Genomic DNA, 24747 nt, shown 5'->3' with positions numbered 1-24747 from the left:
GAAATAGCCAACAATTACAAGACAAAAAAAGAATTTATCTCGCAGCAAATGTAATTTTTTCGGCCATAGGTTCTTATATTTTGAACGTGACGAATAGAACAAAACAAGATTTAATTCAATCGGTAAGCCGATCCACAGGCATTGTCAAAAACAAAGTGCGTGTTGTTGTGGAACAATTCCTGGATTTCGTGGGAGAATCCCTCGTCGAGGGAAATTCCATTGAAATCCGTGGATTTGGCACGTTTGCCAATAAAGTTCGGAAAGCACGTCCTGTGCGCAACCCTCGAACGGGCGAACCGGTATTTTTAAAATCCAGAACCATACCGACATTTAAATTTTCCGCGGAACTCAAAGCGGCTATCGCACGTTCAGTGGAACTTCAAACAGAAAAAGTTTCCACAGCAAAAACAGTCTGACACCAAGACAATCGGCGAGCTATCGTTTTAAATAAACAGGGCGACTTCTTCCGGAGTCAAGTTTCGCCATGCGCCTTTTTCAAGCGAAGAGTCCAAGAGCAAGGCCCCAATCGAAATCCGCTGAAGCTCTTCCACGTGATTTGACACGGCGGCAAACATCCGGCGCACTTCGTGATACACGCCCTCTGCAATCGAAATGCGCACGAGTGTATCAGAAATTTTTTCCAATTTCCGAGCAATGAAAGGCTTCTTTTCTCCTTTCAACAATACGCCTTCTTTCAAAATCCGAACTTGCGCCTCGGTAATCGGACGGGCCAGCCGCGCTTCATAAGTTTTGAGCATTCCTTTTTTCGGACTTTCCACCCGATGGATAAACTGCCCCTGATTTGAAAGCAAAAGAAGACCGTGAGTGTCCGCATCCAAACGCCCAACACAATTCAAACCCATTTCAATCCATCGGGGAGGAAGCAAGTCAAATACGGATTCATGGTCTCTTGGTTGATGGCTGCATTCATATCCGCAAGGTTTATTCATCATCAAATACAGTTCTTCCGCGGTCGAAACCTCTTCACCATTGACCTCGAGGATTTCCGGTTTCTTTTCCAACTCTTCAAATGGATCTTCGATAGTTCTTCCGGCGATGGCAACCAATCCAGAGCGCACCAGTGCCCTACAATTTTTCCGGGTTCCAAATCCCAAGCGGGACAGCAATCTTTCTACGGTTAATTTTTGCATACAAATTCTCTATTTAAGGGGAAGATAAAAAACGAACAATCCAACGCCGCCAGAACACGAGCCGAACGCTATCCGGATTTTTTCGATATCGCCGTCGATTCCAAAAATAATACACCGTCAATTCCGCAATCGTTTTAGCACTGATAAAAATAAATCCCAAAATTCTAGCAATTGAAAAAGAGGCTACAAATCCGCCTTCAATCCTCAAAGGCTTTTCGCCCGTCCAATCCGCAAGAAAAATCCAATTTTCAAAAAACGGGACAATTCCACTCATCGCATTCAATCCACCGACCACATAGCCCATTCGTTCATAGTCCTCATTCCAACGGATTCCCTCCACAACAGTCGGCTCAAAGCGGCAATGAAATAAACGAAAAAACGACCGGCCCAAACGAAAAACGCCTTTTAGAATTTTCTTTTCAAAAACCGGTTCGACAATCAAGGTCAAAAATTCTCGATCCGAATTTTCTTTTTTGGCTTTTCTTCTTTTCGTTTTTTTCTCTTTATCTACCTTTTTTTTTGTCGCTGAAGTATTTTTTTCAGCAGCCGAATCGCTCTTCTTTTCAAAAGAAGGCGGGCTGCAATTTTCACCGGCATCAAGCGGACGCGTTGTCTTTTCTTCCGACAGGGATTCCTTCCATGGATTTTCGGAATCGAAATCGTCCTTTTTGCTGGCCAGCTCTTCGAAATCCTCCGGCAATTTCAAATCCGAGTCGGCATCTTCCTCGGAAATCTTTTCCGAACCGAAAGCATAAATTTTTTTGCGAAAAAGGCGAACTTCAAATTTTCCTTCGTTCCTTTTGCCCGCAAACAAAAAGCGGACTTTTACCGGAAACAGCAACAGTCCGCCCAAAAGAATCGTCGTCAGTATGACAAACGCATCAAAAATCATTCTTCGTTTTCGTCGGCTTTCTTTTTGACTATTTCAAGAAGTTCGGCAAATGTCTTAGTTTTCAAAATCGTGGAAAACTGTTCCTTGTAATTTCTCGCCGTCGAAAGGTCGTCGATGACCAAATCCCAAGCCATCCACACGTCGCCCACCAGGTTCATTTTATAAACAAGAACCGATTCCTTGCCCCGATACCAAAGATGAGCCGTCACATTCGCTTCGGTGTTGTTCTTTTTCATTTTCGGAGCTTCGTAAACCGTGCTATCCGTGCGGTACATTTCCAAACGTTTTGCGCTGGAATTGCGAACCATCCTCTGAAATTCCGAGGCAAACTGTTTTTTCGCCGCCTCATCAAGACCGTTCCAAGTTTCTTTCGGCAACGATTTTTCGGCCAGAAGATTGAAATTGAACACATCGCTCAACAATCCCTTGACCTTTTCCTTGTCCTTTTTGGAAAGGCTCTGTTTTTTCAGCAAGACTTGCAATTCCTTGTCATTTTTAGAAATCGCCGTCACAGGATCTGCCGCAAAGGCAACAGCAAACGGAAGAAAAACGGCGACAAGAAGAGTTTGAATTTTCATACATCAATTCCCCGGATAGAGTTTATGGTATTCGGACAGGGATAGTCCCATCCGACGGATAAGTTCCGCAAAAGCAATGTTGTATTTGCAGACCGCATAGTAATAAGACTTTTTCAACTGGAGATTGTCTTTGTAGGCAGAAACCAGTTCTCCCGCATTTGAAGGATCCAAATCGTATTTCATGGCGGCACTTTTCAAAATCGATTCGCTCGCACGCAAACTAGAACGCAGACTTTCCAACTTTTTCTTGGCTCCTTGGGTTTGCACATACTGTTCTTCCATTTGCAGCAAAACACCATCCTTCGCATAATTTTGTTTTAGTTTCAGTCCGCGAAGTTCGGTTCGAGCAGAAACATAAGAACTCCAACTGTTCCACAAATTCAAATTGTAACGGACCCCAAAACCGACTGCCCCCGAAATACTGTTCACCGCATCCTGAGCAAAGGCATTTTTCTGTACCGCAGTCCGATTTCCCGCCCAAGATTTGACATACGAAAATTCGCCCATGATAAAAAACTGCGGGCCGAGCTTTGCCGAAGCGAGATCCAGCTGGTGAGTCCGAGCTTCCAAACCGGCGACCAGGCGCTTCAATTCGGGATTGTGCTGAATCGTCATGTCTTTCGCCTCTTCAAGAGTCGGAAAATATTCCGCCCTCTCTACAAGCGAAGAATCCATCGCCACAAAGACCTCCGTCGAATCCAGTCCAAGCGAGAACCGAATCGCCAGCTGCACGCGAGTCATTCCATTTTGCGCATCGATCACCGCTTCGTCCAACGTATGGCGTCCCGCCTTGATTTTCAGCAAATCCGTTTGAGAGACATTCGGTTCGTCGTTGTCCAAAGCTTCTTCCAATTTTTCTTCGGCGCGATCCATTTGTTTTTGAGCGTCTTCCACCAATCGATTCATCTCCAACGCCAACAAATAATTGTAATAGTACGTTTGCAACTCGACACTCTTTTCATGCTCCTTGGAAACGACGTTCATCTCCTGCTGCCGCAAATCCGCTTCCGCAGCCTTTTTTCCCGCTTTATACTGGCCGTAATTTAATGGCTGAATCGCTTTTATTTCCGTGCCGAAAAACGGTCCCATTTTGGTGAAGTCCCAAGTGTCCACGGTATCTCCCCAGTCGTCCACATCGTCTTTTAAACCGGGAGCCGGCCCCACCATCATGGAAACTTCAAATTTGCTGAGAATTGCCGAAGCTTTGATTTCCTGAATTTTATTTTTCTTCGCTTCCGTCGAAAAACGGGATTCCGCCAACAGCGGGTCTTTTAAAAGTCCCCTTTCCACAAAGCCTTCGCAGTCATACCGCACTTCTGTCGAGAAAGCGACCGCAATAAGCAACAATGGAAGAACTTTAAAAATCATTTTGCAAAATTTAGAAATCCTAGAGTCATTCTCCGATTTGTTCGTAGATAAGCCGCTTCAATTTCCGATATTTAGCCAAAACCTCTTCGTAATAATTCGTGGGAATCGGGGAACGGGAACGAATTTTCGTATCCACACCGCCCTGTCCAATATTATAAGCAATAATGGCTTTTTTCAAATCCCCATATCTACCGACCAGCCGCATCAGATAAGCACTCCCAATAACAACGCTTATTTCGGGGTGCATCAAATCTTCTGCATTTTCAATTTCGATTCCAAAACGTTTTCCAATTGCTTGAGCAGTCGGAAGCTTGAGCTGCATCAAGCCATAAGCTCCCGATTCCGCTCCGCTACGAAACCGGCCTTTCGCATTCGGATTTCCCCGGCTTTCCTGATACACAATCGCCGGAATCAACAGCGGGTCAAATCCATAATTTCTTGAAATCATCCAAATTTCATCGCTCAACTGGATTTTCTGTTCCGGAGGCATCTTGTTTTTTGAAAGAATCCCCAAAGCCAAATAAATCCTGACATAATCCAACGTCCAATTCTGGTATTTGGCAAGTTCTGAAATTTCCTTGCCGATTTGCGATTCTTGTACCGCAACCTTTTTCAGCTGCGTAGAATTATACGCCCAAAAACCGACAAAAGCCAAAAGGAAGGCGCAAAGCAAAGCCAAAGCGGAAAAGGCGAATAGGGAAGACAGGCGGAAACTACTTTTCACGCCGCCGATCCTCCAGGCGATCCAGATATTTGGTCCAGTTCCGCACCCGGATTTCTGTTTTTTTAGAAGTCGTGGAATCCACAATCAAGCCCAAATTTTTTAACGGGCCTATGACCGATTGCAGATAATCCAATTCGTTCTGCATACTTTGCGCTTCTTTGTCCATTTCTAACAAACGTTCTTCCCGAAGCCGAAGTTCCCTGTTTTGATTTCGAATAATCCCATACAGCGCAAAAAAATGCCCCACCAAAATTCCTATCAAAAGCAAGGCGATCAGCGGACTTAAACGGATTCCCGTCTGCCGACTATAAGACACTCCCATTTTTTTTAGCGTGGCAAAAATTCCCGACTGCCTAAAATTTTTCCAATTCTGCGTTATCGTAAATATATGGGCGTAACTGCTGAAAAAAGCTTTGTTCTCTTCGCCAGAAAAAACAAGAACCAATTCCGTCCCATTTTGCTTCGCCTTTTCCAAAAAAAACAGAAACAGGGACTGGTATTCTTCATCGCAAAAACGAGCTTTATCAATATCCAGGAAAAAAATTTTGCCCGGTTTATTTAACAAGCCGGTCACTTTTTCGCGCAACGATGCCAACTGGGTAAAGCCAAACGTCCCACAAATGCGAAGATACAGGCCGTCTTTTATTTCTTCGATGAATAAATCTATCTGTTCCGCATTCATCTAAAAAAGCCCCGTTTCGAAAAATTCATGGTAATCTTGAAACGTTCCTCCGTCACCGAAGATAATTTCAGATTCCAAAAAAAGAATATGCGAACCCCCTGCACAATCGTCGGAGCCGCAGTATCGTGCGAACCCATAATCCAGCTTAATAGGACCTTGGCCGGCTGTGAAAAAGAAATGCGGCACGCCTGAGACAAAAGGCCGTCTTTAATCAAAATTTCTGAAACTTCCGGGAAAATACACGGCAGCGGAATATCGGGGTCAATACTTCTCCCGTCTATTTTTAATTTATACGCTCGACCCTGTTCAAATTTCCGCACCCCAAGATTTAATTCCGTACCAAAATAGCCGTCCAAATCGGCAAAGGTCCCGTTCGCTATCGAATAAGAAAAATCCAACTGCGAATCCGACTTGCCCAAAGAAATATCCTTGTCAATATGCGTCACATGATTTTGCCCGTTCAAATCGACAATCTGTTCCGAGCGCAACCAAATGCCCAAAGCATTGTCCTTTCGCTCAATCCGATATTCATAAGGAGCGTTCAGAGCTCCCAGTCCATCGTTTAAAGCGGCCTCTATTTGCATAGCATCCGATAAAGACGGCGAAAGCAAATGATCGACAAAGGCGCGAGGCACATCTCCATTTTGCTGAAATGCACTGACCCAATTCACCCGTGCCGGTTTATAAATTAAGGAACGAAGGGATGCTCCGCTGCCCTGCTCCAAAAGAAATTGCAGGTTTGCATTGTTCACTAAAATTTGACGGCTGCCGGTTTTCAAAAAATCGGAGACTTCGACTCGACGCCCTTCCATCTTTGAAAATTTTTCAATCTCTTCCTCCACTTCTACAATCATCCGATGCCCCTTCCAACGGACCAATGGACTCCGTACACCCTTATTGTCATAAAGATCCGCATAATAGACCGGCGACATCAGCGGAAGCAATTTCGTCTGCACGCCATGTAAATCCTTGCCCTGCAAGAGCGATTCCGCATGAGAATTGGCAATCAGCAACGATTTGTGCATCAAATCCGCTTCTGGACGGCGCAGGAGCAATTCCCGGCAGCTTTGCGCACCGACAGGAAGGCCAAGATGGTTTCCCACTGCGCTCATTAAATTGACTTTTCCTTCGGAAGGTTCGTCCAGCCAATGGAATATCGGCCATAACTGGAAGGGAAAATTCAGCAAATTAGATTGCAATCTCTCAAAAAAAAGACGAATCGATTCGGTATCGCTGACCGGCACTGATTCTATTGCAATCCAAGGATCCTTATTTTTTATCAGAGATTCCAATTTTGCCTGCAAAAGAGCAGAGTCCAGCAACAACGCCTGGCTTAAATCTTCTGCAACAGGAAAAAGCTGCATGACGGAATCCCCGAATTCCGATGTAAACCAGCCCGTAACGCGGGTCGCAAGTCCTATACATTCCTGCAAACTTTTTTCCGAAACAAGAGTATAGCGTAAATTCTGCTTTGCTAAAACTTCTGTCAGACCAATTTCCCAAGCCATCGAAGAATTGAAATAACCGATAGGTTCAACCTGGAAAATTCTTTCCATCAGAGCCGAGTGCATTTGCAACTGCAAGTTCTGCAAGCCAGCAGGGAAAAGAGGCAGCATGGAATCAAAAAAGCTGCCGCCTAAAATTTCCAGCTTTCCATCCCGAATCGCTTGGCGCATATACACGACATCGGCAATGTTCCGCCTGTTCCAGACCTCCGCAACTCTCCCCGATAGATAAAGGGAGAATTTTATTTTATTCGTTTCTAAAAGGGCTCTAATCTCTCGTGCTATTTGTGAAAACTGTTCGTCGAAAGCCGATTCTTCCAGAGAGAAAGGCTCCGTCACAGAAAGCAGGATGGAAAGTTTCGCAGGAGTCATGTTTAAAAAATAGCACAAGGGAGCGGGGACAGGGAGGGCGTATCCCGCGCAGGAGGTCCCGGACGGCGTCCGTCCCGGGCGTTTAAAACAAGGAGGGCCCCCGCGCGGATGCGCAGGGGCCCGTGGATCCGGCGGCGACCTACTCTCCCGGGCCCGAAGGCCAGGTACCATCGGCGACAGGTGGCTTGACTTCCGTGTTCGGAATGGGAACGGGTATGACCCACCGTCGATGACCGCCGAAATTGAAAACTCTCAGTACGGGATCCCAGAAAAGGAAAGTGCGGGGCGCGAAGCTCCGAACGGGCGCCTGCAGGGACCAAGCCGCCCACGCGCGGCAAAGCCACATCGCCGAAAAAAAAGGAAAAGCCTCACGGGCTATTAGTATCGCTCGGCTCAACGCGTCGCCGCGCTTACACCTGCGACCTATCGACGTCATCGTCTATGACGGCCCTTCAGGGGGTTGCCCCCGCGAGACCCTATCTTGGGAACGGCTTCACGCTTAGATGCTTTCAGCGTTTCTCCGATCCGCACATGGCTACCCGGCGGTGCCGCTGGCGCGACAGCCGGTACACCAGAGGTGCGTCCGTCCCGGTCCTCTCGTACTAAGGACAGGCTCCCTCAAGTCTCGTACGCCCACACCGGATAGGGACCAAACTGTCTCACGACGTTTTGAACCCAGCTCGCGTGCCGCTTTAATTGGCGAACAGCCAAACCCTTGGGACCTTCTCCAGCCCCAGGATGCGACGAGCCGACATCGAGGTGCCAAACCTCCCCGTCGCTATGAACGCTTGGGGGAGATCAGCCTGTTATCCCCAGAGTACCTTTTATCCATTGAGCAACGGCCGTTCCACGCTGTACCGCGGGATCACTAAGCCCTACTTTCGTACCTGCCCGGCGTGTCCGCCTCGCAGTCAGGCTCCCTTTTGCCTTTATGCTCTGCGCGCGATTACCGACCGCGCTGAGGGAACCATTGGATGCCTCCGTTACCTTTTGGGAGGCGACCGCCCCAGTCAAACTGACCATCAGACACGGTCCCCCGCCCCGGTCAGGGGCGCGGGTTAGGCCTCAAGCCTTGCAAGGGTGGTATTTCAAGGGCGGCTCCGGAAGGGCTGGCGCCCCGCCATCAAAGCCTCCCACCTATCCTACACATCCAAGGCCTAAAACCAATGTCAAAATTCAGTGAAGGTTCATGGGGTCTTTCCGTCCAGGTGCGGGATGCCGGCATCTTCACCGGCACTGCAATTTCGCTGAGTCTCAGGAGGAGACAGTGCAGAAGTCGTTACACGATTCGTGCAGGTCGGAACTTACCCGACAAGGAATTTCGCTACCTTAGGACCGTTATAGTTACGGCCGCCGTTTACCGGGGCTTCGGTTCAGCGCTTCTCCTCGCGGATGACGCCTCCCGTTAACCTTCCGGCACCGGGCACGTGTCAGACCATATACTGCCCATTGCTGGTTCGCATGGCCCTGTGTTTTTGGTAAACAGTCGCTTCTGCCATTTCTCTGCGGCCTCCCTCCGCTCGCCCTGCGCGGGGTCACGGAAGGGGGCTCCCCTTATCCCGAAGTTACGGGGTTAATTTGCCGAGTTCCTTCTCCTGGGTTGTCTCAAGCACCTTGGGCTTCTCGCCCCATCCACCTGTGTCGGTTTACGGTACGGGCTCCCTCTCGGCTCCCTTAGGGGGTTTTCCCGGCACCGGCTGGGATCTCTCGGGCTCGGGCCGAAGCCCTCCCCCGGTCCGGAGTCTGGGGCATGTGGAGGGGGGATTTGCCGCCCCTCCGCCTTGCGCTCCTTCCGCGGCGTCCATCTGCCGCTCGATCCTGCCCGATGCGTCGCCCCGTCGGTCGTATCGCCTCGAGGGAGGCCGGGGACTCTTGACCCCGTCTCCATCGGCTACGCCTCTCGGCCTCGTCTTAGGTCCCGGCTGACCCCGGGAAGATTAACTTTACCCGGGAAACCTTGGATTTTCGGTGCGCGGGCTTTCCACCCGCGTTTTCGCATACTCATGCCAGCATTCTCGTTTCCGGTACCTCCAGCGGGCATCGCCACCCGCCTTCCCAGGCCTGCGGAACGCTCTCCTACCGCTCCTTGCGGAGCCCACGACTTCGGTGACGCGCTTAGTCCCGATAATTTTGGGCGCGGGACCGCTCGACCAGTGAGCTATTACGCTTTCTTTAAAGGATAGCTGCTTCTAAGCTAACCTCCTGGCTGTCTGAGCAGTCCCACATCCTTTCCCACTCAGCGCGTACTTGGGGACGCTTAGTCGGTGGTCAGGGTTGTTTCCCTTTCGTCCGCGGATCTTATCACCCGCGGGCTGTCTGCCGCGAATCGGTGCGCCGGTATTCGGAGTTTGGTTGGGTTTGGTAAGCGGGTGTGCCCCCTAGTCCATCCAGTGCTCTACCCCCGGCGGCCTGTCGCGACGCCATACCTAAATATGTTTCGGAGAGAACAAGCTATCGCCCAGTTTGATTGGCCTTTCACCCCCACCCACAGCTCATCCGAACACGTTTTAATGTATATCGGTACGGCCCTCCACGGGGTGTTACCCCCGCTTCAGCCTGGCCATGGGTAGATCACTAAGGCTTCGTGTCTGCCGCGTACGACTGGACGCCCTGTTAAGACTCGCTTTCGCTGCGGCTCCGGCCCTTAGGGCCTTAACCTCGCCGTACACGAGCAACTCGCTGGCTCATTAAACAAAAGGCACGCCGTCAGGAGGATGAATCCCCCCTCCGACTGAATGTGCGCACACGGTTTCAGGCTCTGTTTCACTCCCCTCTCGGGGTGCTTTTCACCTTTCCCTCACGGTACTCATCGCTATCGGTCATTCGCTCGTATTTAGCCTTGGAGGGTGGTCCCCCCGGTTTCAGGCAGGGTTTCACGTGCCCCGCCCTACTCAGGATGCTGCCAAGCGCCCTACCAGGTCCCTACAGGCCTGTCACCTGCTGGGGGGGGCTTTCCAGCCCGCTTCGGTCCCCGGATGGGCGTCACGCGGCAGTCCTACAACCCCGGGATCGCTCCCGGTTTGGGCTCCTCCCCGTTCGCTCGCCGCTACTTGGGGAATCTCGGTTGATGTCTTCTCCTCCAGCTACTTGGATGTTTCGGTTCGCTGGGTTGGCTCCCCGTGGCCTATGTGTTCGGCCGCGGGGTGCCCGGGTCGCCCCGGGCGGGTTGTCCCATTCGGATCCCCGGGAGTCAATGGCTTCGTGCGCCTCGTCCCGGATTTTCGCAGCTTGTCGCGTCCTTCGTCGCCGACGAATGCCTAGGCATCCCCCGTGTGCGCTCTCTCGCTTAATTCCTCGTTCCAGCGATATAGCTCTCGCCTCGCATGAGCGGCTCGGGCCCCGTCTTCTCGACGCCCTCGCTCGAAATTGCTTCGCTTCTCGCTTGTTTCTATTCTCTGGAATTGCTTCCCGTACTGTCAAGTGGCTATTTACTTCTTGAGTAAATAAAGTCCGTTGAAAAACTTAGAGATGTACTTGGTGACGCCGAGTTGAGGCGTGCCGGTGGCGGCCCTCTCGGGACCGCGGTTTACTCCTTAAAGGAGGTAATCCAGCCGCACCTTCCGGTACGGCTACCTTGTTACGACTTAGCCCCAGTCAAAGGTCTTGCTTTAGGCGCTGGCTCCCTTGCGGGTTGGCATCGCGACTTAGAGCACTCCCTTCTTCCATGGCTTGACGGGCGGTGTGTACAAGGCCCGGGAACGTATTCACCGTGGTGTGCTGACCCACGATTACTAGCGATTCCAGCTTCACGGAGTCGAGTTGCAGACTCCGATCCGAACTGAGGGCGGCTTTGGGGATTGGCTCGGCCTCGCGGCCCCGCTGCCCATTGTACCGCCCATTGTAGCACGTGTGTGGCCCAGGATGTAAGGGCCATGAGGACTTGACGTCATCCACACCTTCCTCCGGGTTGTCCCCGGCAGTCTCTCCAGAGAGCCCCCTTGCGGGCGGCAACTGGAAACGTGGGTTGCGCTCGTTGCGGGACTTAACCCAACATCTCACGACACGAGCTGACGACAGCCATGCAGCACCTGTGCGAACCGTTGCATTGCTGCAAAACGGCGATCTCTCGCCGCGGCGATTCCATGTCAAACCCTGGTAAGGTTCTGCGCGTTGCGTCGAATTAAACCACATGCTCCACCGCTTGTGCGGGCCCCCGTCAATTCCTTTGAGTTTCATACTTGCGTACGTACTCCCCAGGCGGCATACTTAACGCGTTGGCTGCGGCACCCCGGGTCGCCCCGGAACGCCTAGTATGCATCGTTTACCGCGCGGACTACCAGGGTATCTAATCCTGTTTGCTACCCGCGCTTTCGAGCCTCAGCGTCAGTAAGTCCCCAGCCGGCTGCCTTCGCCATCGGTGTTCTTCCTGATATCTACGCATTCCACCGCTACACCAGGAATTCCGCCGGCCTCTGGACTACTCAAGGCCGCCAGTTCGCTCTGCGGGTCCGGGGTTGGGCCCCGGGATTGCACAGAACGCTTGGCGGTCCGCCTACGCTCCCTTTACGCCCAGTGATTCCGAACAACGCTCGCACCCCTCGTATTACCGCGGCTGCTGGCACGAAGTTTGCCGGTGCTTCCTCTAATGGTACATTCAACGCCGCCGTGGCGGCGCCTTATTCCCATCCGACAGTGGTTTACACACCGAAATGCTTCATCCCACACGTGGAGTTGCTGCGTCAGGGTTGCCCCCATTGCGCAATATTCCCTACTGCTGCCTCCCGTAGGAGTCTGGGCCGTCTCTCAGTCCCAATGTGGCCGATCGCCCTCTCAGGCCGGCTACCGATCGTCGCCTTGGTGGGCCGTCACCCCGCCAACTAGCTAATCGGACGCAAGCCCATCCCGCATCGATGAATCTTTCGTCAACGCCCCATGCGGGGCGCCACGGCTCCCGGCATTAGCCGCGCGTTGGCACGGTTGTTCCGGAATGCGGGGCAGGTTGCTTACGCGTTACTCACCCATTCGCCGCTCGGCTCGGCAGCAAGCTGCCGTCCTCGCTCGACTTGCATGTATAAGACACTCCACCAGCGTTCGTTCTGAGCCAGGATCAAACTCTTCATTGTTTTATAAGGTCTGTCCGGGCACGCTCTCTCTTTCCGTCAATGTTATTGACCGGAGCATCACTCAAGCACATCTCCAAATCCTTCAACGAGCACCCGGCCTCTTCGGGGCGGGCGTCCCGGACTTCTCGACCGGAACGACGCCAATTATAGAAATTCCTCGCGAACCGTCAAGGGGTCCTGGGCATTTTTTCCCGGCTTTCACGCTTTTTTTTCGCTTGCAATCCTTCAAAACACCTTCTAAACCATTCAATCTCTAAATTATCCACATTGTATAAACAAAATAAAAACAAAAATCTTTTATCGATCCGCAATTTTTTGTGCGATTTTCTGAAAACTCGATTCAAGTTCAGCATCCAAGTCCACTTTTTCAGCGCGAGTTTGGTTCCGAAACCAGGTAATTTGCCGTTTTGCATAATGTCTAGAGCCTTTTTGGACGATTTCCACCAACTCTCGTTCAGAAAGCCGTCCTTGAATGCACTCCACCCATTCCTTATAACCAAGACTTTGCCACGCAGGAGCAGAAAGCGGTACGGTTTCCAATAAATAAACCACTTCCTCTTTCCATCCATTTTCTATCATATTCAAAACGCGCTGATCTATTCTTTCGTACAAAGTTGTACGTAATCTATCCAGCCAAAAAGTTTTCACCGCTCCGACACCGCCTCGCCGCTCCCGCCGAATTTCCGAAAATTTACGCCCCGTCTGCACGTAAACCTCTAACGCCCGAAGAAGTCTTTGCTGATCTTGAGGCGATACGCACGCCGCCGTTTCCGCATCCCATTTTTTCACCCGTTCATAAAGAGCGTTCACACCGTTATTCAAAAGATAATTTTCGCATTCTTTTCGGACGTCCTCGTCAACTTGCGGGATTTCGGCAAGCCCTTCGGTCAAAGCCTGAAGATACATCCCTGTTCCGCCAACCAAGATATAAGGCGTCTTGGGATTCTCATTCAACAGTTTTTTTACGCGGCAAACAAATTCCCCGGCAGAAAAATTTTGAGTCGGCGAAAAAAAATCCACCAGATGGTGCACTGCCAAACGAAGTTCTTCCGCAGACGGCTGAGCCGTGCCTATACGAAAGCCTCGATAAATTTGCCGAGAATCCATCGAAATGATTTCGGCATGAAATTCCCGAGACAACATCAAAGAAAGTTTTGTTTTTCCAACGCCAGTGGCGCCAACTAAAGCACAGAGGATCGGCATCCATTTCAATGTAGTTATATTTTGAAAGACATGAAGAAGAAAAGTTCCCTTATTATTCTAATCAGCCTCCTAATCGTTATTCTTGTTGGGATTTTCTCTGTTATTTCAAATCGACCAGCCTTTGAAAACACCCTTGTCGCCATCGGCATTAAAGAAGCTCCCATTTTACAGGCAAATGCAGACCCTTATATCCAAGAGCTGCTAGAAGCCATTCCCGTATCCAAAATCGTTCCTAAAAAGAAAAACGCTTCCCGCATCATTTGGCAAGTCGGCAGAGGCATATCTTACCCCAATTATCTATTGCGCGCCCAAAAGCACTTGGAAAGCCACGGCGGAAAAGTTCTTTCCATGGAAGAAATCCATGCGAACAGAGCTTCTAAAGTCCTGTTGGATTTTGTGGCCCCTTTCGGCGACACCTTCCATATTGAAATGCAAATGGCGGATACCTTTTACGACAACACTTCTCGTCTCGCCGTCGCATTTTATACCAACAGCAAGCTAAAGCTTTTCTCTTCGCATTTGAACCAGCTGAAATACCCCTATTCTTTGCTAATTACGCCTTCGGAAATGCCCGAACTGAAAAATGAATTGGAAAAATTGAACGGCTACGAATCTGTCATCTGGCTTCCGATGGAGAGCAAACAAAAAATCCAAAAATATAAGCCTATTTATATTCACCATTCCGAAAACGACATTCGGACGATGCTCCAAGATGCCATGGAACAAATTCCAAACGCAATCGGAGTGGCCACCCGATTCGGAGACCGAGCGGTGGAACAGCAAGCTTTGCTGCACGCGATATTCCGACCGCTCAAAGAACACCGCTTATGGTTTATGGATCTGACAAACAACAGATACTCCAAAACACAAGAAGTCTGCGACGAGATTTCCCTCAAATGCAGGTTAGAAAAACCTTTCAACCCAAATCAGACGAACTATTCCGATTACATCAAAAGTGTCCTGCGCATGGCTCAACGCTCTGGAAAAGCAATCCTGATGCTCCCTCTTTGTGCAGAAACATTCAAAGCCATCGAAAATCTGGAAGCCGACGCTATGGAGCAAGGCTCGGAATTTATTAGTTTATCCCATATTTTTCAAAAAGAATGAGAGGTTCCATGTCAGCAAAATTAAATGTTAATATCGATCACATCGCCACCATCCGAGAAGCGAGAAAAATCCGCGAACCCGACCCCGTAGCCGGAGCCACTCTCGCAGAGCTCGCCGGATGTCACGGCATCACCGCCCATTTAAGGGAGGATCGACGCCATATCCAAGAACGGGACGTTCGTTTACTTCGTGGCATCATTACAACGCACTTGAATATGGAAATCGCGCCAACGCCAGAAATGACGCAGCTGGCGATAGACATACAGCCCGATATGATAACTCTTGTAACGGACAACCGCGAAGAAGTTACAATGGAAAGCGGATTGAATGTCGCCGCCCACATCGATGAACTGGCAAAGTCCGTCGCTGCATTCAAAAACAACGATATCGCCGTAAGCGTGTTCATTTCTCCCGATACCGACCAGGTGAAAGCCGCCAAAAAAATCGGAGCTGATTTTGTAGAATTTCACACGGGGCATTTCGCCAATGCTTTTGAGCTAGGTTCTTCCTCTGATGTGGATAGGGAATTCGCCGCCATCCAAGACATGACGATTCTCGCCCGCAAATACGGACTGCGAGTGAAAGCCGGATGCGGATTGAACTATCGGAATGTAGGATACATTTCAAGTATTGATGGAATAGAAGAATTGACCATCGGACATAGCATCATCGGCAGGTCTGTTCTGGTGGGAATCGATCGCGCTGTCAAAGAAATGCTTGCGGCAATTCGTCTTGCAGAACATTAATTTTCGTTTCTCTTTTCAACAAAAAAAAACAGGCTCGCCATGAGCCTGTTTTTTGTTTGAAATGCTAAAGCTTATTTCTTGGCGGCAAGAGAATCTTCCTGAGCTTTGGCAGGCTCTGCGGCAGGCTTCGGTTCTTCTTTTTTTGCAGCCTCTGCCTCCGCTTTTGTCTTTTGCTTGGCTGCGGCAATACTATCCGCTTTCGCTTGTTTTACGGCTGCGATGCTGTCTTGCTTGGCTTTCTTCGCAGCGGCGATACTGTCCGCTTTGGCTTTTTTAGCGGCTGCGATGCTGTCTTGCTTGGCCTTCTTTACCGCAGCAAGGCTATCTTGTTTAGCTTTCTTTGCAGCTTTCACTGCAGCGATACTGTCCGCCTTGGCTTTTTTAGCGGCGGCAATGCTGTCCTGCTTTGCCTTCTTTACCGCAGCAAGGCTATCTTGTTTAGCTTTCTTCGCGGCCTTCACTGCGGCGATGCTATCGGCTTTGGCCTTTTTCACTGCAGCGATACTGTCCGCTTTGGCTTTTTTGGCGGCGGCAATGCTGTCCTGCTTTGCCTGTTTTGCAGCGGCAATACTGTCAGCCTGAGCTTTCTTTGCCGCCTGAACAGCAGCGAGACTGTCTGCCTTTTGTTCTTCGGGAGTTTTCGTAGGAGCCACTTTGACAGAATCCACAGCCGACTCCGCAGAAACGACATTCAAAAGCTCCACCTGGAAAATCAACAACGAATTGGGCGGAATCACCGGAGAAGCCCCTTCAGTTCCATAACCGAGATTGCTCGGAATCCAAGCCTGCACTATTTCGCCGGGTTTCATCAAAGTCAGCAATTCCTGCCATCCCTGAATCACAGCACCAACAGGAAATTCCAACGGTTCTCCGCGCTTTACAGAGCTGTCGAATTCGGTTCCATTCAAAAGGGTTCCTGTATAGTGGACTCGGACTTTATCCGTTAGTACCGGGGATTTTGCCGTCGAGTCGATGGATTTCACCATATATTTATACTGCAATCCGCTGGCCGTGGTAATCACCCCTTCCGCCGACTTATTCTTTTCCAAAAAGACGTTCTGCGAATCCAGCGCCGCCTTTGCAGCTTCGGCAGCCTTCTTTTCCCGCTCCACCTGCATTTGCAAAACGAGTTCCTGCAAAGCCTTTTCCGCCTGGGAATCGGTCATCAGAAGCGGATTTCCGTCCATCTGATCGCTCAAAGATTTCAGGAACAATTCCTTATCAATTTCAGCGTCCACATTTTTAATCGCGCGCCCCATATCCATGCCAAGCGCATAACTATACCGATCTTTAGCCGTAATCAGCGTGTCTTTTTTTACAGCGACCACCGCAGAGTCCTGCGCAGCCGTAGATACAGGAGTCGTTTCTGGTTTCGGAGTGCTAGAACAAGCAACAAATGTTCCCAAAACAGCAACCGACAAGATACTAGAAGTCCATAATTTCATATTTTAGTCCTTGATTTTTGTCTTTTTAATTTAGGAACTTTAAAATGAAAAAGCGGACACTTGTTTTACTTTTTGCCCTTTTCGCCACCAGTCTTTACGCAGCACGGCCCGTGCAACACGTCGAAGTTCCTTTTAACGTCGGAATTGGCCCGACCCTGTTCTGGCTGCCGGGCATTGCCGGTCGAGAATTTCATACCGGATTCAATTTGTCCCTCTACGGGGTCATTACCCCGCAAGCCCTGGAAAACAACAAAGAAAAAATCCCGTTAAAATACAGGCGCTATCTTAATACAATGCGAGAAATCCATCTGGCGCCCCTTTGGATGATTCTGGTTCCCCAATATGTGATCGTGAGTCCCGCCTCTCTCGGTGAAGACGATGCCGTTTACGGAGCCATCTGGTCTCTGTTGAGCGTCGGCCCGGAATTTATTTCCAAACGCCGTTATATCTTGGAAGGCAAATTCTCGCCGACAATCAGCTTCCTGCACGTGGATTCCGACGACAACGAAGACACGGAAAATCTGCTTGGCATAGGCTGCACGCTTTCCCTTGTCTATACCTACGAAATTTCGGATCACGTTCTGATTTCCGTTTCGTATGCCCACCTGCTGCAATTGCCGTTGAGCATCAACTCGTACAAGCCCAACGACGCCACATCGGAGCACTGGATTCAAGGCGGAGCACTGTCTTTGACCCTAAATATTCGCTTTGGCATGGAACAAAAACTGTAAAACCGTGATTTTCATCAACATCCCTAAAATAATCGTTGTGATTTACAGCAATCTTTTAGGAAAGCCCCTTTTCAAAGTCGGTTTCTCCCTTTACGAAAGGTTTCAAAAAATTTAACTTTCCTTCGGATGGATTGAGTAAAAACAAGACGCGCAAGCGTCCTGAATAAAAGGGGTACATTATGCAGAAAATGACTCTATTTGCATCCGCGCAAGAGGCAAAACGCTACACGCGAACACCTCTTGAATTTGAACACATCCAGGATCGGGCACGCCGAATTCTTTTAAACTCCCTTTCCCAAAACAAGACCGAAAATGCTTTGAAACCGAAGATGTTCCAATGCCCGCGTCCTTTAGCCGTTTTGACGCTTTTTCTGGCGGCTGAAATTACCGACTGGATGCACAACGATTCCCACTAGCAGAATCCAAAAATCTTCAACAAGCCATTCCTTTATCGGGGGAAAACGCTTTTGCCTTATCAAAAGCGAACCTGTTTGCTATTTTTCCAAAAAACGGAGAAAAATATGTCTGCACAAATCCTAGACGGAAAAGCCCTCGCCAAAGAATGCGAAGCTCAACTCAAGGCCCGCGTCGAAGCTCTCAAAGAACGCACGGGCAAAACTCCCATTTTGGCAACCATCCTCGTCGGCGATGACCCGGCCAGCGCCACTTATGTAAAAATGAAAGGAAACGCCTGTGCTCGGGTCGGCATGGAAAGCCTGCCGGTCCATATGCCAAAACAGACCACCACGAAAGAACTTCTCGACAAGATTCAGGAACTCAATGAAAATCCGAACATCCACGGCATCCTGCTTCAACACCCCGTGCCCCGTCACATCGATGAACGCGCCGCATTTGAAGCCATTGAACGCCGAAAGGATGTGGACGGAGTCACCTGTCTCGGATTCGGTCTGATGTCGATGGGCGAAAAAGCCTACGGCAGCGCAACACCGGCTGGAATTATGCGCATTCTCAAAGCTTACAACATTCCGCTGGAAGGCAAGCACGCCGTTGTCGTCGGTCGCAGCGCAATTCTCGGAAAGCCCATGGCGATGATGCTGCTGAACGCGAACTGCACGGTCACCATCTGCCACAGCAAGACCCAGAATCTGGAAAAACTCGTCGGCGAAGCGGACATTCTGGTCGGAGCCGTCGGAAAGCCCGAATTCATCAAAACCGCATGGATTAAAAAAGGAGCCGTCGTCATTGACGCAGGTTACCATCCCGGTGGAGTCGGGGATATCGAAAAGAGCGGACTCGACGATATCGCCAGTGCTTACACGCCAGTTCCTGGTGGAGTCGGACCGATGACCATCAATACGCTCATCTATAACAGCGTAGAAAGCGGCGAAGATTTTTTGAAGTAAAAAGCGCCGAAAGCATTCTCACCGATCCTTGCATTTTTCAAGGGTCGGATTTTTTATGCGCCCGTTTCGTCCAAAGACAGGCGGCGAATTTCTCCCGGTTTCAAATTTCCCAACGTCCATTTGCCGATTCTCACCCGAACAAGGCGCAAAACCGAGATGTTCAAAAATTCCAGGATCCGACGGATTTCCCGATTTTTTCCTTCGTTCAACACGACGGAAAGCCAGCACGTCTTTTTTCCGCAACGCAAAATTTTAACCCGTTCCATCCGCATTTTTTCAAAAGGCATTCCAAAAACACGAGGCGGGACCAAAACGCCACTTTGCATTTGCCGCATTTCTTGATCTGACGGCTTTCTATGAATTTGTACGTGATATTCCTTTTCCAAATGCGACTTTGGAGAAAGAATCCTGTCCGCAAATGCGGTATCGTTGGTCATCAGCAACAATCCCTCACTGGCCTTGTCTAAACGCCCGACAGGAAAAACATGCTGCTGAAATTTTCCCGCAACCAAATCCAAAACCGTTTTCCGCCCGCGTTCATCCGAAGCCGTAGCAACAATTCCCCGCGGCTTATTCAACGCAAAATAAAGCAGAGCGGCAGGCAAAACCGGCTCACCATCCACGGAAATTTCCGCATTCATCGGCACAGGCGTTTCGGGATCCACAACGACTTTTCCATTCCAAGCGACTCGACCTTCGCAAACCAGAGATTCCGCTTTAGCACGCGAACAAAAACCGCGCTTGTTCAAAATTCTGGCAATGCCAAAATGCTTTTCATTCATCCTTGGAATCATTTCGTTTAAATTTAGACATTGCGAGAATCGCCCAGATGATTCTCTCCTCATTTTTCGCCGTTCTAAACCAGAAATCAAATCAAAAACAACGCTATTTTGCCGCTTCGTCAAAATTCCATCCACTTTTTTGTTACGCGAATTTTCACCGTCAATGCGACTGATATAGGTTGAATCGGGAAGAAAAAAAGTTCCCTAGGGCTAGCCCCTGGGGAACCTGGCCGAAACTTTTCTACCTTGCCGATTCTACCAAAAAAGGACATGGCGGTGAGTCTCAACCAAGCACAAAGATACGAAATACGAGCGCTCAATGCGGCAAAGATCCCCCCGAAAAACATAGCCTTGCAGCTGAAGGTCCACAAATCCACAATCTACAGGGAACTAAACAGGGGCGGCGGCCGCCAGCATTACGACCCGGTCAAGTCGCAGGAACGGGCAGACCTCCTTGCCGCGACAAGTCACCTGCATTACGACTACGACGAGGACGACTGGAAAATCGTGGACGGGAAAATCAAGGAAGACTACTCTCCCGAACAGGTGAACGGACGCGCGAAACTCGATGGGATGGGTGTCCCTAGCGTCGCCACGATATACAGGCATGTGAACAAGGACGAGGACCTGAAGAAGCACTTGCGGCACGGCAAGAAACCATACCGTAAGCGCGGGGAGAAGAAGGACAAGAGAGGCCAGATTGTAGGCCGCGTGCCCATCGAGGAACGTCCGGCAATCGTGGACGAGAAATCACGCGTAGGCGACATCGAGATAGACCTGATAAACAGCGCGGACCATGACGCGAACCTGCTCACGATCAACGACAGGATGACGAATTACAGCCTGATAAGGTATCTTCCGACGAAGAACGCGAAAGACCTGAAGAGAACGCTTGTGAGGGCGCTGAAGGACTTTGAGAAAACGTTCGAAGTCAAGATTCTCACAATCACTTCGGACAACGGGAAGGAGTTCGCCTGTCACGCAGAAATAGCGAAAGCTATGAAGGCGGATTACTACTTTGCGAACCCGTACCACTCCTGGGAGCGCGGTGCCAACGAGAACATGAACGGTCTAATACGCCAATATCTTCCCAAGAAGGAGTCGTTCAAGGGAATCTCTCCCCGGAAAGTTCGCTGGATACAGGATAAACTGAACAACAGGCCTCGAAAAAGGCTTGACTTTATGACCCCTTTAGAGTATATTTATACGCAAGTTAAACTACAAACCTAAGTCGCGTTAGCGACGAAAATCCGCCTTACAATTTCTTTAGACCACCTCTAAAAATCGCTTTGGTTCGCTAACCGGTCCCTGAGCCTGTCGAAAGGCGCCAGGAACGATTTTTTGAAAATGGATTTTTAAAGGCGGCCTTTAAACCTTTTCTGGAGATAAAATGAAAAAACTTTTATTATGCCTCATCGTCCTATTCTTTTCAGGATTCAGCTTTGCCGAAGCCCCCGCATACAAAACCATCTCTTGGGAAAAAGCGATTGAAATGTATAAAAGTAAAAAAGGCGCACTCTTTGTCGATGTCCGAACACCAGACGAAGTCTCGCAAGGAACCGTCAGCGGTTCCATAAACATCCCGCTTCAGCAAATTCAAGCGCGCTTTGCCGAACTCCCCAAAGATAAAGATTTGCTCATTTTCTGCCGAAGTGGAAGACGCAGCCAAGCCGCCTCGGAATTTTTAACAAGCCAAGGTTACACGAGAATTTACAACGTCGATGGCGGATTTCTCGCCGCGCCTCCTGCCGCCGCATTCAAATAAGCATTCAAAGCGGCACTGAGTTCCACCCGTTCCTCGGCAATGTAGAGGAGCGGATTTTTTTTTGCATCGGCATCCAATCGAGCGGCATCTTTTTCCGTAATGACCACCGGAACTCCCCGTAAAATTTCATTCTCGAGAACCTTCGCATAATTTTTAAAATGATCCGGAAGAAAAATTTTTCGAACGACGTGCAATCCGTAACGTTCCACATCTCGGACAAAACGCTCCGGATTTCCAATCCCGACAACAACCGCACATTTCGCATGGAGCGCTATCGTATTCCCCTGAGAATTGCCTATTTTTGAAATTCCAAAACGCAAGTTCATTTCTGAATTTTCCATATTCGTTTCGGATTCCATACAAATTATCTGTTTGACGTTCGGATGATCTTTTTCCAAACTGACACATAAACCCGCCGGAAGCAAATCCGCAATTTTTTGCGCACGTTCCCCCCAGCGCAAAACATAAATTTCAGCGTTGGAAAAGCGGGTATCTTCCAAGCCGCCATCGCAAAGGACAATGTCAAAATCCTCCTCGATTTCTTTTGCTTTTCCGTAGCGGTTTCGCGTTTTAAAAATCTTCAGATTTGGCAATTTTTGGGAAACCATTCGATATTCATCCCAAGCATCGTTATGGCAAAGATACGCCACACGAAATCCCATCGTCAAAAATCGCCGAGAGAGTTCCAGCGCAAACGGCGTTTTTCCTGCACCGCCCGCTAAAAAAGACCCGACGACAATCACTTGATTTTTCAACGGTTTCTTCGGTCGATAAATCATTTTTTTGGACAGCAGAAAAATCGTACGATAGAAGGCCGCCAAAAGAAGGCGAACGCCAAAAGGAAATTTCAAAAAACGATGCATCGCCAACAGTATAGAAAATCCCGTTCAAAAACGTCTCCGTTTCTTGATAAAAAAGCAATCCGTCCCTTTTTCTTTTTCTACTTTTATACAAAACATTTATCAAAGGTTATACTATGCGCATTCTCGTTTTGAATTGTGGAAGTTCTTCTGTCAAATTCGCCGTCATCGACACAGAAAACAAAGAATCCCTGTCAAGCGGACTCGTGGAAAACATCGGCGTAAACGGGCACTTCAAAGCCAAAGGTCCCGAAGGAAAAGCGGAATTTCATTTTGATTGCCCAACCCACAAGGAAGCCGTCGTCGAAGTTCAAAAATTTCTGACCGCACAAAAACTCATCAACACTATCGAAGCTGTTGGCCATCGCGTCGTTCACGGTGGAAAATACATCAAGTCCGAACCCGTGACACAAGAACTGATTGACTACATTCGCAGTATCATTCTTTTTGCCCCGCAACACGAAGGGGCGCACGCCACCGGTATGGAAGTCGCTAAAGAAATTTTCCCAGGACTTCCTCAACTCGCTGTATTCGACACGGCTTTCCACCAGACAATGCCGCGCAAGGCTTTCCTCTACGGCATCCCGTACTCTTATTACGAAGATCTCAAAATTCGCCGCTACGGATTCCACGGAACTTCCCACCGTTATGTCAGTGCCGAAGCCGCCCGCATTTTGAACAAGAAACCCGAAGAATTGAATCTAATCACAGCCCACCTCGGAAACGGCAGTTCCTGTTCTGCCATCCACGCCGGCAAATGCGTCGATACGACAATGGGATTTACGCCGCTTGACGGCCTTGTGATGGGCACACGTTCAGGCTCCCTCGATCCGGCAATTCTTTTCTTTCTCAACAAAAAACTCGGCTACGACATTGACCGTTTAAACAAGCTGGTCAATAAGGAAAGCGGGCTTCTCGGCCTTTCGGGGCTCAGCAATGACATGCGAACCATCACGCAAAAAGCGGCGGAAGGCCACACCGGAGCGCAAATCGCATTGGAAGTTTTCTGTTACAAACTCGCCCGCGAAATCGGTGGCATTACCATGGCGCTCCCCCGCCTAGATGCTTTGGTTTTCACCGGCGGAATCGGAGAAAACAGCCGCGTCGTCCGCGAAACAACTCTCGAAAACCTGGCCATTCTCGGGTTCAAAATCGACCACCAGAGAAACGAAGAGAATGGAGCAAATTCCAATCATATCATTACAGCAGAAGGTTCAACACCGCTCGCTATGGTTGTACCTACAAACGAAGAACTGCTGATTGCGCTCGACACTGCGGAATATGCGAAGAGCGTCAAATAATTCTGCATTTTTAAAGCACAAAGGGCGCAGTATTCTGCGCCTTTTTTCATACAAAAAATTGTTTTGGTAACTGCTTCAGCAAGCGGCAGCTGCCCTTCGACAGGTTCAGAGACCGGTTGCCGAACTACTCAAAGGGAGTAGGAACGAAAACTGAACAATACTTTCGGTATTGGCCACTTTGAGAGACGAAGCAACGCAATACATCGCAATTTTTTGAAAATGAATTTTTAGAGATGTTCACAAAGGATATCGTTTACCATTCCGTAATGGGAAGGTCATCCGAATCGGTATAGCGACCGGCTAAAATAAACGCCAATTCTGCAAGCCACCAAATGCAGGGAATCAACAAGAGGAAAGAACCCAGCCCAAACGTAAGTACGCTTATAGCTGTACAGAAGCCCTCCATTATAATAAACCCAATAGCGCGCCCAATTTTCCCGACATAAAAATTGTGAATACTTAACCAGCCAAAGAAAAAACAAAGTATCGCAGCCAGCAATCTACTATTCGAAGAAACAAGCTCCGTTCCCATCGAAACAGGAGCACTTGCCTCAGTCTCTTTTCTAGAAAAAAGTCGTTCTTCGCCATTCGTAAACATATCAATAGAATCGCCAACATGGGGAACAAAGGAAAATTCCTTTCGTTCTGCGACAATGAGCGATCCGTCATCGTTGCCAATAGAAATTTTTTCACCTTCAATTTTCAAAATTTTAGCCATACAGACTCCTTTGAAAGATTTCACAACAGATAAATTCCCTGTGAAACCGATAATTATAACAAAACACCATCAAATGTTTTTTTGTTTGCACTCGTAAATAAGAGCTAAAGGTGGGATTACAAGGCACATTTTTTCTCTTTTACTTGAAAAATTTGCCTTTATTCTTGCATTCTTGAATACGACTAAAATTTCTTGGTCGTTGCCTAAGAACGAATAAACCCGATTTCACATTTTTTATTCACGGCGTACTCATTCCACAAATTTTAAAGCATATTGACGAAAAAAATGTTGTCAACTATTTTCATCAAAAGCCGTTTCCCATGTCCGCTTTTTTCATTGGAAAAATTCTTTGCCTTGCATTTCAAAATTCAGCGAAATAAAAAATGGTTG

At 49.0% G+C, this 24747-nt stretch carries 21 protein-coding genes and 3 rRNA genes; 9 read left to right on the top strand and 15 right to left on the bottom strand.

Going from position 1 to position 24747, the window contains the following annotated elements; all coding sequences use genetic code 11:
* The first annotated feature begins 86 nt into the window (after nucleotides 1-86).
* Entirely contained in the window at nucleotides 87-416 is a 330-nt protein-coding gene (locus BGX14_RS09890) for an HU family DNA-binding protein (protein ID WP_095879817.1), read from the top strand.
* Nucleotides 417-443: 27 nt separating this feature from the next.
* On the opposite strand, the gene BGX14_RS09885 is transcribed toward BGX14_RS09890, so the two are convergent.
* The 11 genes from BGX14_RS09885 to miaA all read right to left on the bottom strand — a co-directional run bounded on the left by BGX14_RS09885 (nucleotide 444) and on the right by miaA (nucleotide 13478).
* Nucleotides 444-1151, bottom strand: coding sequence for a 16S rRNA pseudouridine(516) synthase (locus BGX14_RS09885; protein ID WP_073304864.1), 708 nt, complete (start codon nucleotides 1149-1151; stop codon nucleotides 444-446).
* 13 nt (nucleotides 1152-1164) lie between these two features.
* On the bottom strand, nucleotides 1165-2043 hold the full coding sequence (locus BGX14_RS09880) for a hypothetical protein (protein ID WP_095879738.1): 879 nt from the start codon (nucleotides 2041-2043) through the stop codon (nucleotides 1165-1167).
* Nucleotides 2040-2621 carry a phospholipid-binding protein MlaC gene (locus tag BGX14_RS09875; RefSeq protein ID WP_073304867.1) on the bottom strand — a complete coding sequence of 194 codons (582 nt, stop codon included), beginning with the start codon at nucleotides 2619-2621 and terminating at the stop codon, nucleotides 2040-2042. The genes BGX14_RS09880 and BGX14_RS09875 overlap by 4 nt, the downstream gene beginning before the upstream one ends.
* Before the next feature lie 3 nt (nucleotides 2622-2624).
* Complete coding sequence (locus BGX14_RS09870) at nucleotides 2625-3989, bottom strand: TolC family protein (RefSeq protein WP_073304869.1); 1365 nt, start codon at nucleotides 3987-3989, stop codon at nucleotides 2625-2627.
* A 25-nt stretch (nucleotides 3990-4014) separates the two neighbouring features.
* Nucleotides 4015-4713 carry a lytic transglycosylase domain-containing protein gene (locus BGX14_RS09865; protein ID WP_073304871.1) on the bottom strand — a complete coding sequence of 233 codons (699 nt, stop codon included), beginning with the start codon at nucleotides 4711-4713 and terminating at the stop codon, nucleotides 4015-4017.
* Entirely contained in the window at nucleotides 4703-5395 is a 693-nt protein-coding gene (locus BGX14_RS09860; protein WP_073304873.1) for a hypothetical protein, read from the bottom strand. Before BGX14_RS09860 ends, BGX14_RS09865 begins: the two co-directional genes overlap by 11 nt.
* The gene (locus tag BGX14_RS09855; RefSeq protein ID WP_095879737.1) at nucleotides 5392-7272 is read right to left on the bottom strand and encodes an alpha-amylase/4-alpha-glucanotransferase domain-containing protein; all 1881 of its coding nucleotides are present in this window, start codon (nucleotides 7270-7272) and stop codon (nucleotides 5392-5394) included. Before BGX14_RS09855 ends, BGX14_RS09860 begins: the two co-directional genes overlap by 4 nt.
* Before the next feature lie 126 nt (nucleotides 7273-7398).
* A 5S ribosomal RNA gene (gene rrf, locus BGX14_RS09850) occupies nucleotides 7399-7513 on the bottom strand.
* Nucleotides 7514-7629: 116 nt separating this feature from the next.
* Nucleotides 7630-10564, bottom strand: a 23S ribosomal RNA gene (locus BGX14_RS09845).
* A gap of 243 nt (nucleotides 10565-10807) precedes the next feature.
* Nucleotides 10808-12335, bottom strand: a 16S ribosomal RNA gene (locus BGX14_RS09840).
* The 16S, 23S and 5S rRNA genes sit together here, the layout of an rRNA operon.
* A 297-nt stretch (nucleotides 12336-12632) precedes the next feature.
* Nucleotides 12633-13478, bottom strand: a complete 846-nt coding sequence (miaA, locus tag BGX14_RS09835) for a tRNA (adenosine(37)-N6)-dimethylallyltransferase MiaA (RefSeq protein WP_233126479.1) — start codon at nucleotides 13476-13478, stop codon at nucleotides 12633-12635.
* Nucleotides 13479-13568: 90 nt separating this feature from the next.
* Here miaA and BGX14_RS09830 point away from each other — a divergent pair, with 90 nt between their 5' ends.
* Together BGX14_RS09830 and BGX14_RS09825 are read left to right on the top strand one after the other, a co-directional pair.
* On the top strand, nucleotides 13569-14645 hold the full coding sequence (locus BGX14_RS09830) for a divergent polysaccharide deacetylase family protein (RefSeq protein WP_095879735.1): 1077 nt from the start codon (nucleotides 13569-13571) through the stop codon (nucleotides 14643-14645).
* Between the two features lie 8 nt (nucleotides 14646-14653).
* Nucleotides 14654-15391, top strand: coding sequence for a pyridoxine 5'-phosphate synthase (locus BGX14_RS09825; protein ID WP_073306112.1), 738 nt, complete (start codon nucleotides 14654-14656; stop codon nucleotides 15389-15391).
* 71 nt (nucleotides 15392-15462) lie between these two features.
* On the opposite strand, the gene BGX14_RS09820 is transcribed toward BGX14_RS09825, so the two are convergent.
* Nucleotides 15463-16836 carry an FKBP-type peptidyl-prolyl cis-trans isomerase gene (locus BGX14_RS09820; RefSeq protein ID WP_083545910.1) on the bottom strand — a complete coding sequence of 458 codons (1374 nt, stop codon included), beginning with the start codon at nucleotides 16834-16836 and terminating at the stop codon, nucleotides 15463-15465.
* A gap of 44 nt (nucleotides 16837-16880) precedes the next feature.
* Here BGX14_RS09820 and BGX14_RS09815 point away from each other — a divergent pair, with 44 nt between their 5' ends.
* The 3 genes from BGX14_RS09815 (at nucleotide 16881) to folD (ending at nucleotide 18931) form a co-directional block, all read left to right on the top strand.
* Nucleotides 16881-17567 carry a hypothetical protein gene (locus BGX14_RS09815; RefSeq protein ID WP_095879734.1) on the top strand — a complete coding sequence of 229 codons (687 nt, stop codon included), beginning with the start codon at nucleotides 16881-16883 and terminating at the stop codon, nucleotides 17565-17567.
* A 179-nt stretch (nucleotides 17568-17746) separates the two neighbouring features.
* Entirely contained in the window at nucleotides 17747-17983 is a 237-nt protein-coding gene (locus tag BGX14_RS09810) for a hypothetical protein (RefSeq protein ID WP_095849594.1), read from the top strand.
* Nucleotides 17984-18088: 105 nt separating this feature from the next.
* Nucleotides 18089-18931, top strand: a complete 843-nt coding sequence (folD, locus tag BGX14_RS09805) for a bifunctional methylenetetrahydrofolate dehydrogenase/methenyltetrahydrofolate cyclohydrolase FolD (protein WP_073306115.1) — start codon at nucleotides 18089-18091, stop codon at nucleotides 18929-18931.
* A gap of 53 nt (nucleotides 18932-18984) precedes the next feature.
* Here folD and BGX14_RS09800 read toward each other — a convergent pair whose 3' ends face one another.
* Nucleotides 18985-19713 carry a pseudouridine synthase gene (locus tag BGX14_RS09800; protein WP_158223289.1) on the bottom strand — a complete coding sequence of 243 codons (729 nt, stop codon included), beginning with the start codon at nucleotides 19711-19713 and terminating at the stop codon, nucleotides 18985-18987.
* Nucleotides 19714-19983: 270 nt separating this feature from the next.
* On the opposite strand from BGX14_RS09800, the gene BGX14_RS09795 reads away from it, so the two are divergent.
* Together BGX14_RS09795 and BGX14_RS09790 are read left to right on the top strand one after the other, a co-directional pair.
* Complete coding sequence (locus BGX14_RS09795) at nucleotides 19984-20943, top strand: IS30 family transposase (protein WP_095878741.1); 960 nt, start codon at nucleotides 19984-19986, stop codon at nucleotides 20941-20943.
* A gap of 160 nt (nucleotides 20944-21103) precedes the next feature.
* On the top strand, nucleotides 21104-21478 hold the full coding sequence (locus tag BGX14_RS09790) for a rhodanese-like domain-containing protein (protein ID WP_073306116.1): 375 nt from the start codon (nucleotides 21104-21106) through the stop codon (nucleotides 21476-21478).
* Here the strand turns inward: BGX14_RS09790 and BGX14_RS09785 are convergent.
* Nucleotides 21424-22257 carry a tetraacyldisaccharide 4'-kinase gene (locus BGX14_RS09785; RefSeq protein WP_233126478.1) on the bottom strand — a complete coding sequence of 278 codons (834 nt, stop codon included), beginning with the start codon at nucleotides 22255-22257 and terminating at the stop codon, nucleotides 21424-21426. The two genes, BGX14_RS09790 and BGX14_RS09785, sit on opposite strands and share 55 nt — an antisense overlap.
* A 197-nt stretch (nucleotides 22258-22454) precedes the next feature.
* Here BGX14_RS09785 and BGX14_RS09780 point away from each other — a divergent pair, with 197 nt between their 5' ends.
* On the top strand, nucleotides 22455-23639 hold the full coding sequence (locus BGX14_RS09780) for an acetate/propionate family kinase (RefSeq protein ID WP_095879733.1): 1185 nt from the start codon (nucleotides 22455-22457) through the stop codon (nucleotides 23637-23639).
* 253 nt (nucleotides 23640-23892) lie between these two features.
* Here BGX14_RS09780 and BGX14_RS09775 read toward each other — a convergent pair whose 3' ends face one another.
* A complete protein-coding gene (locus BGX14_RS09775) occupies nucleotides 23893-24357 on the bottom strand; it encodes a TM2 domain-containing protein (protein ID WP_078776652.1) in 465 nt (154 codons plus the stop codon).
* Nucleotides 24358-24747 lie beyond the last annotated feature (390 nt).

Source organism: Fibrobacter sp. UWS1 (assembly GCF_002300445.1).
GTDB lineage: Bacteria > Fibrobacterota > Fibrobacteria > Fibrobacterales > Fibrobacteraceae > Hallerella > Hallerella intestinalis.
Note: the sequence above shows the minus strand (reverse complement) of the source record. Positions and strands in the feature narration are given on the sequence as shown.

What these genes read in the sequence shown, in the direction of transcription:
- BGX14_RS09885 (WP_073304864.1), bottom strand. Translation starts at nt 1,151, where the DNA reads ATGCAAAAATTAACCGTAGAAAGATTGCTGTCCCGCTTGGGATTTGGA.
- BGX14_RS09880 (WP_095879738.1), bottom strand. Translation starts at nt 2,043, where the DNA reads ATGATTTTTGATGCGTTTGTCATACTGACGACGATTCTTTTGGGCGGA.
- BGX14_RS09875 (WP_073304867.1), bottom strand. Translation starts at nt 2,621, where the DNA reads ATGAAAATTCAAACTCTTCTTGTCGCCGTTTTTCTTCCGTTTGCTGTT.
- BGX14_RS09870 (WP_073304869.1), bottom strand. Translation starts at nt 3,989, where the DNA reads ATGATTTTTAAAGTTCTTCCATTGTTGCTTATTGCGGTCGCTTTCTCG.
- BGX14_RS09860 (WP_073304873.1), bottom strand. Translation starts at nt 5,395, where the DNA reads ATGAATGCGGAACAGATAGATTTATTCATCGAAGAAATAAAAGACGGC.
- BGX14_RS09855 (WP_095879737.1), bottom strand. Translation starts at nt 7,272, where the DNA reads ATGACTCCTGCGAAACTTTCCATCCTGCTTTCTGTGACGGAGCCTTTC.
- miaA (WP_233126479.1), bottom strand. Translation starts at nt 13,478, where the DNA reads ATGTTGTCTCGGGAATTTCATGCCGAAATCATTTCGATGGATTCTCGG.
- BGX14_RS09830 (WP_095879735.1), top strand. Translation starts at nt 13,569, where the DNA reads ATGAAGAAGAAAAGTTCCCTTATTATTCTAATCAGCCTCCTAATCGTT.
- BGX14_RS09825 (WP_073306112.1), top strand. Translation starts at nt 14,654, where the DNA reads ATGTCAGCAAAATTAAATGTTAATATCGATCACATCGCCACCATCCGA.
- BGX14_RS09820 (WP_083545910.1), bottom strand. Translation starts at nt 16,836, where the DNA reads ATGAAATTATGGACTTCTAGTATCTTGTCGGTTGCTGTTTTGGGAACA.
- BGX14_RS09815 (WP_095879734.1), top strand. Translation starts at nt 16,881, where the DNA reads ATGAAAAAGCGGACACTTGTTTTACTTTTTGCCCTTTTCGCCACCAGT.
- BGX14_RS09810 (WP_095849594.1), top strand. Translation starts at nt 17,747, where the DNA reads ATGCAGAAAATGACTCTATTTGCATCCGCGCAAGAGGCAAAACGCTAC.
- folD (WP_073306115.1), top strand. Translation starts at nt 18,089, where the DNA reads ATGTCTGCACAAATCCTAGACGGAAAAGCCCTCGCCAAAGAATGCGAA.
- BGX14_RS09800 (WP_158223289.1), bottom strand. Translation starts at nt 19,713, where the DNA reads ATGAATGAAAAGCATTTTGGCATTGCCAGAATTTTGAACAAGCGCGGT.
- BGX14_RS09795 (WP_095878741.1), top strand. Translation starts at nt 19,984, where the DNA reads ATGGCGGTGAGTCTCAACCAAGCACAAAGATACGAAATACGAGCGCTC.
- BGX14_RS09790 (WP_073306116.1), top strand. Translation starts at nt 21,104, where the DNA reads ATGAAAAAACTTTTATTATGCCTCATCGTCCTATTCTTTTCAGGATTC.
- BGX14_RS09785 (WP_233126478.1), bottom strand. Translation starts at nt 22,257, where the DNA reads ATGATTTATCGACCGAAGAAACCGTTGAAAAATCAAGTGATTGTCGTC.
- BGX14_RS09780 (WP_095879733.1), top strand. Translation starts at nt 22,455, where the DNA reads ATGCGCATTCTCGTTTTGAATTGTGGAAGTTCTTCTGTCAAATTCGCC.
- BGX14_RS09775 (WP_078776652.1), bottom strand. Translation starts at nt 24,357, where the DNA reads ATGGCTAAAATTTTGAAAATTGAAGGTGAAAAAATTTCTATTGGCAAC.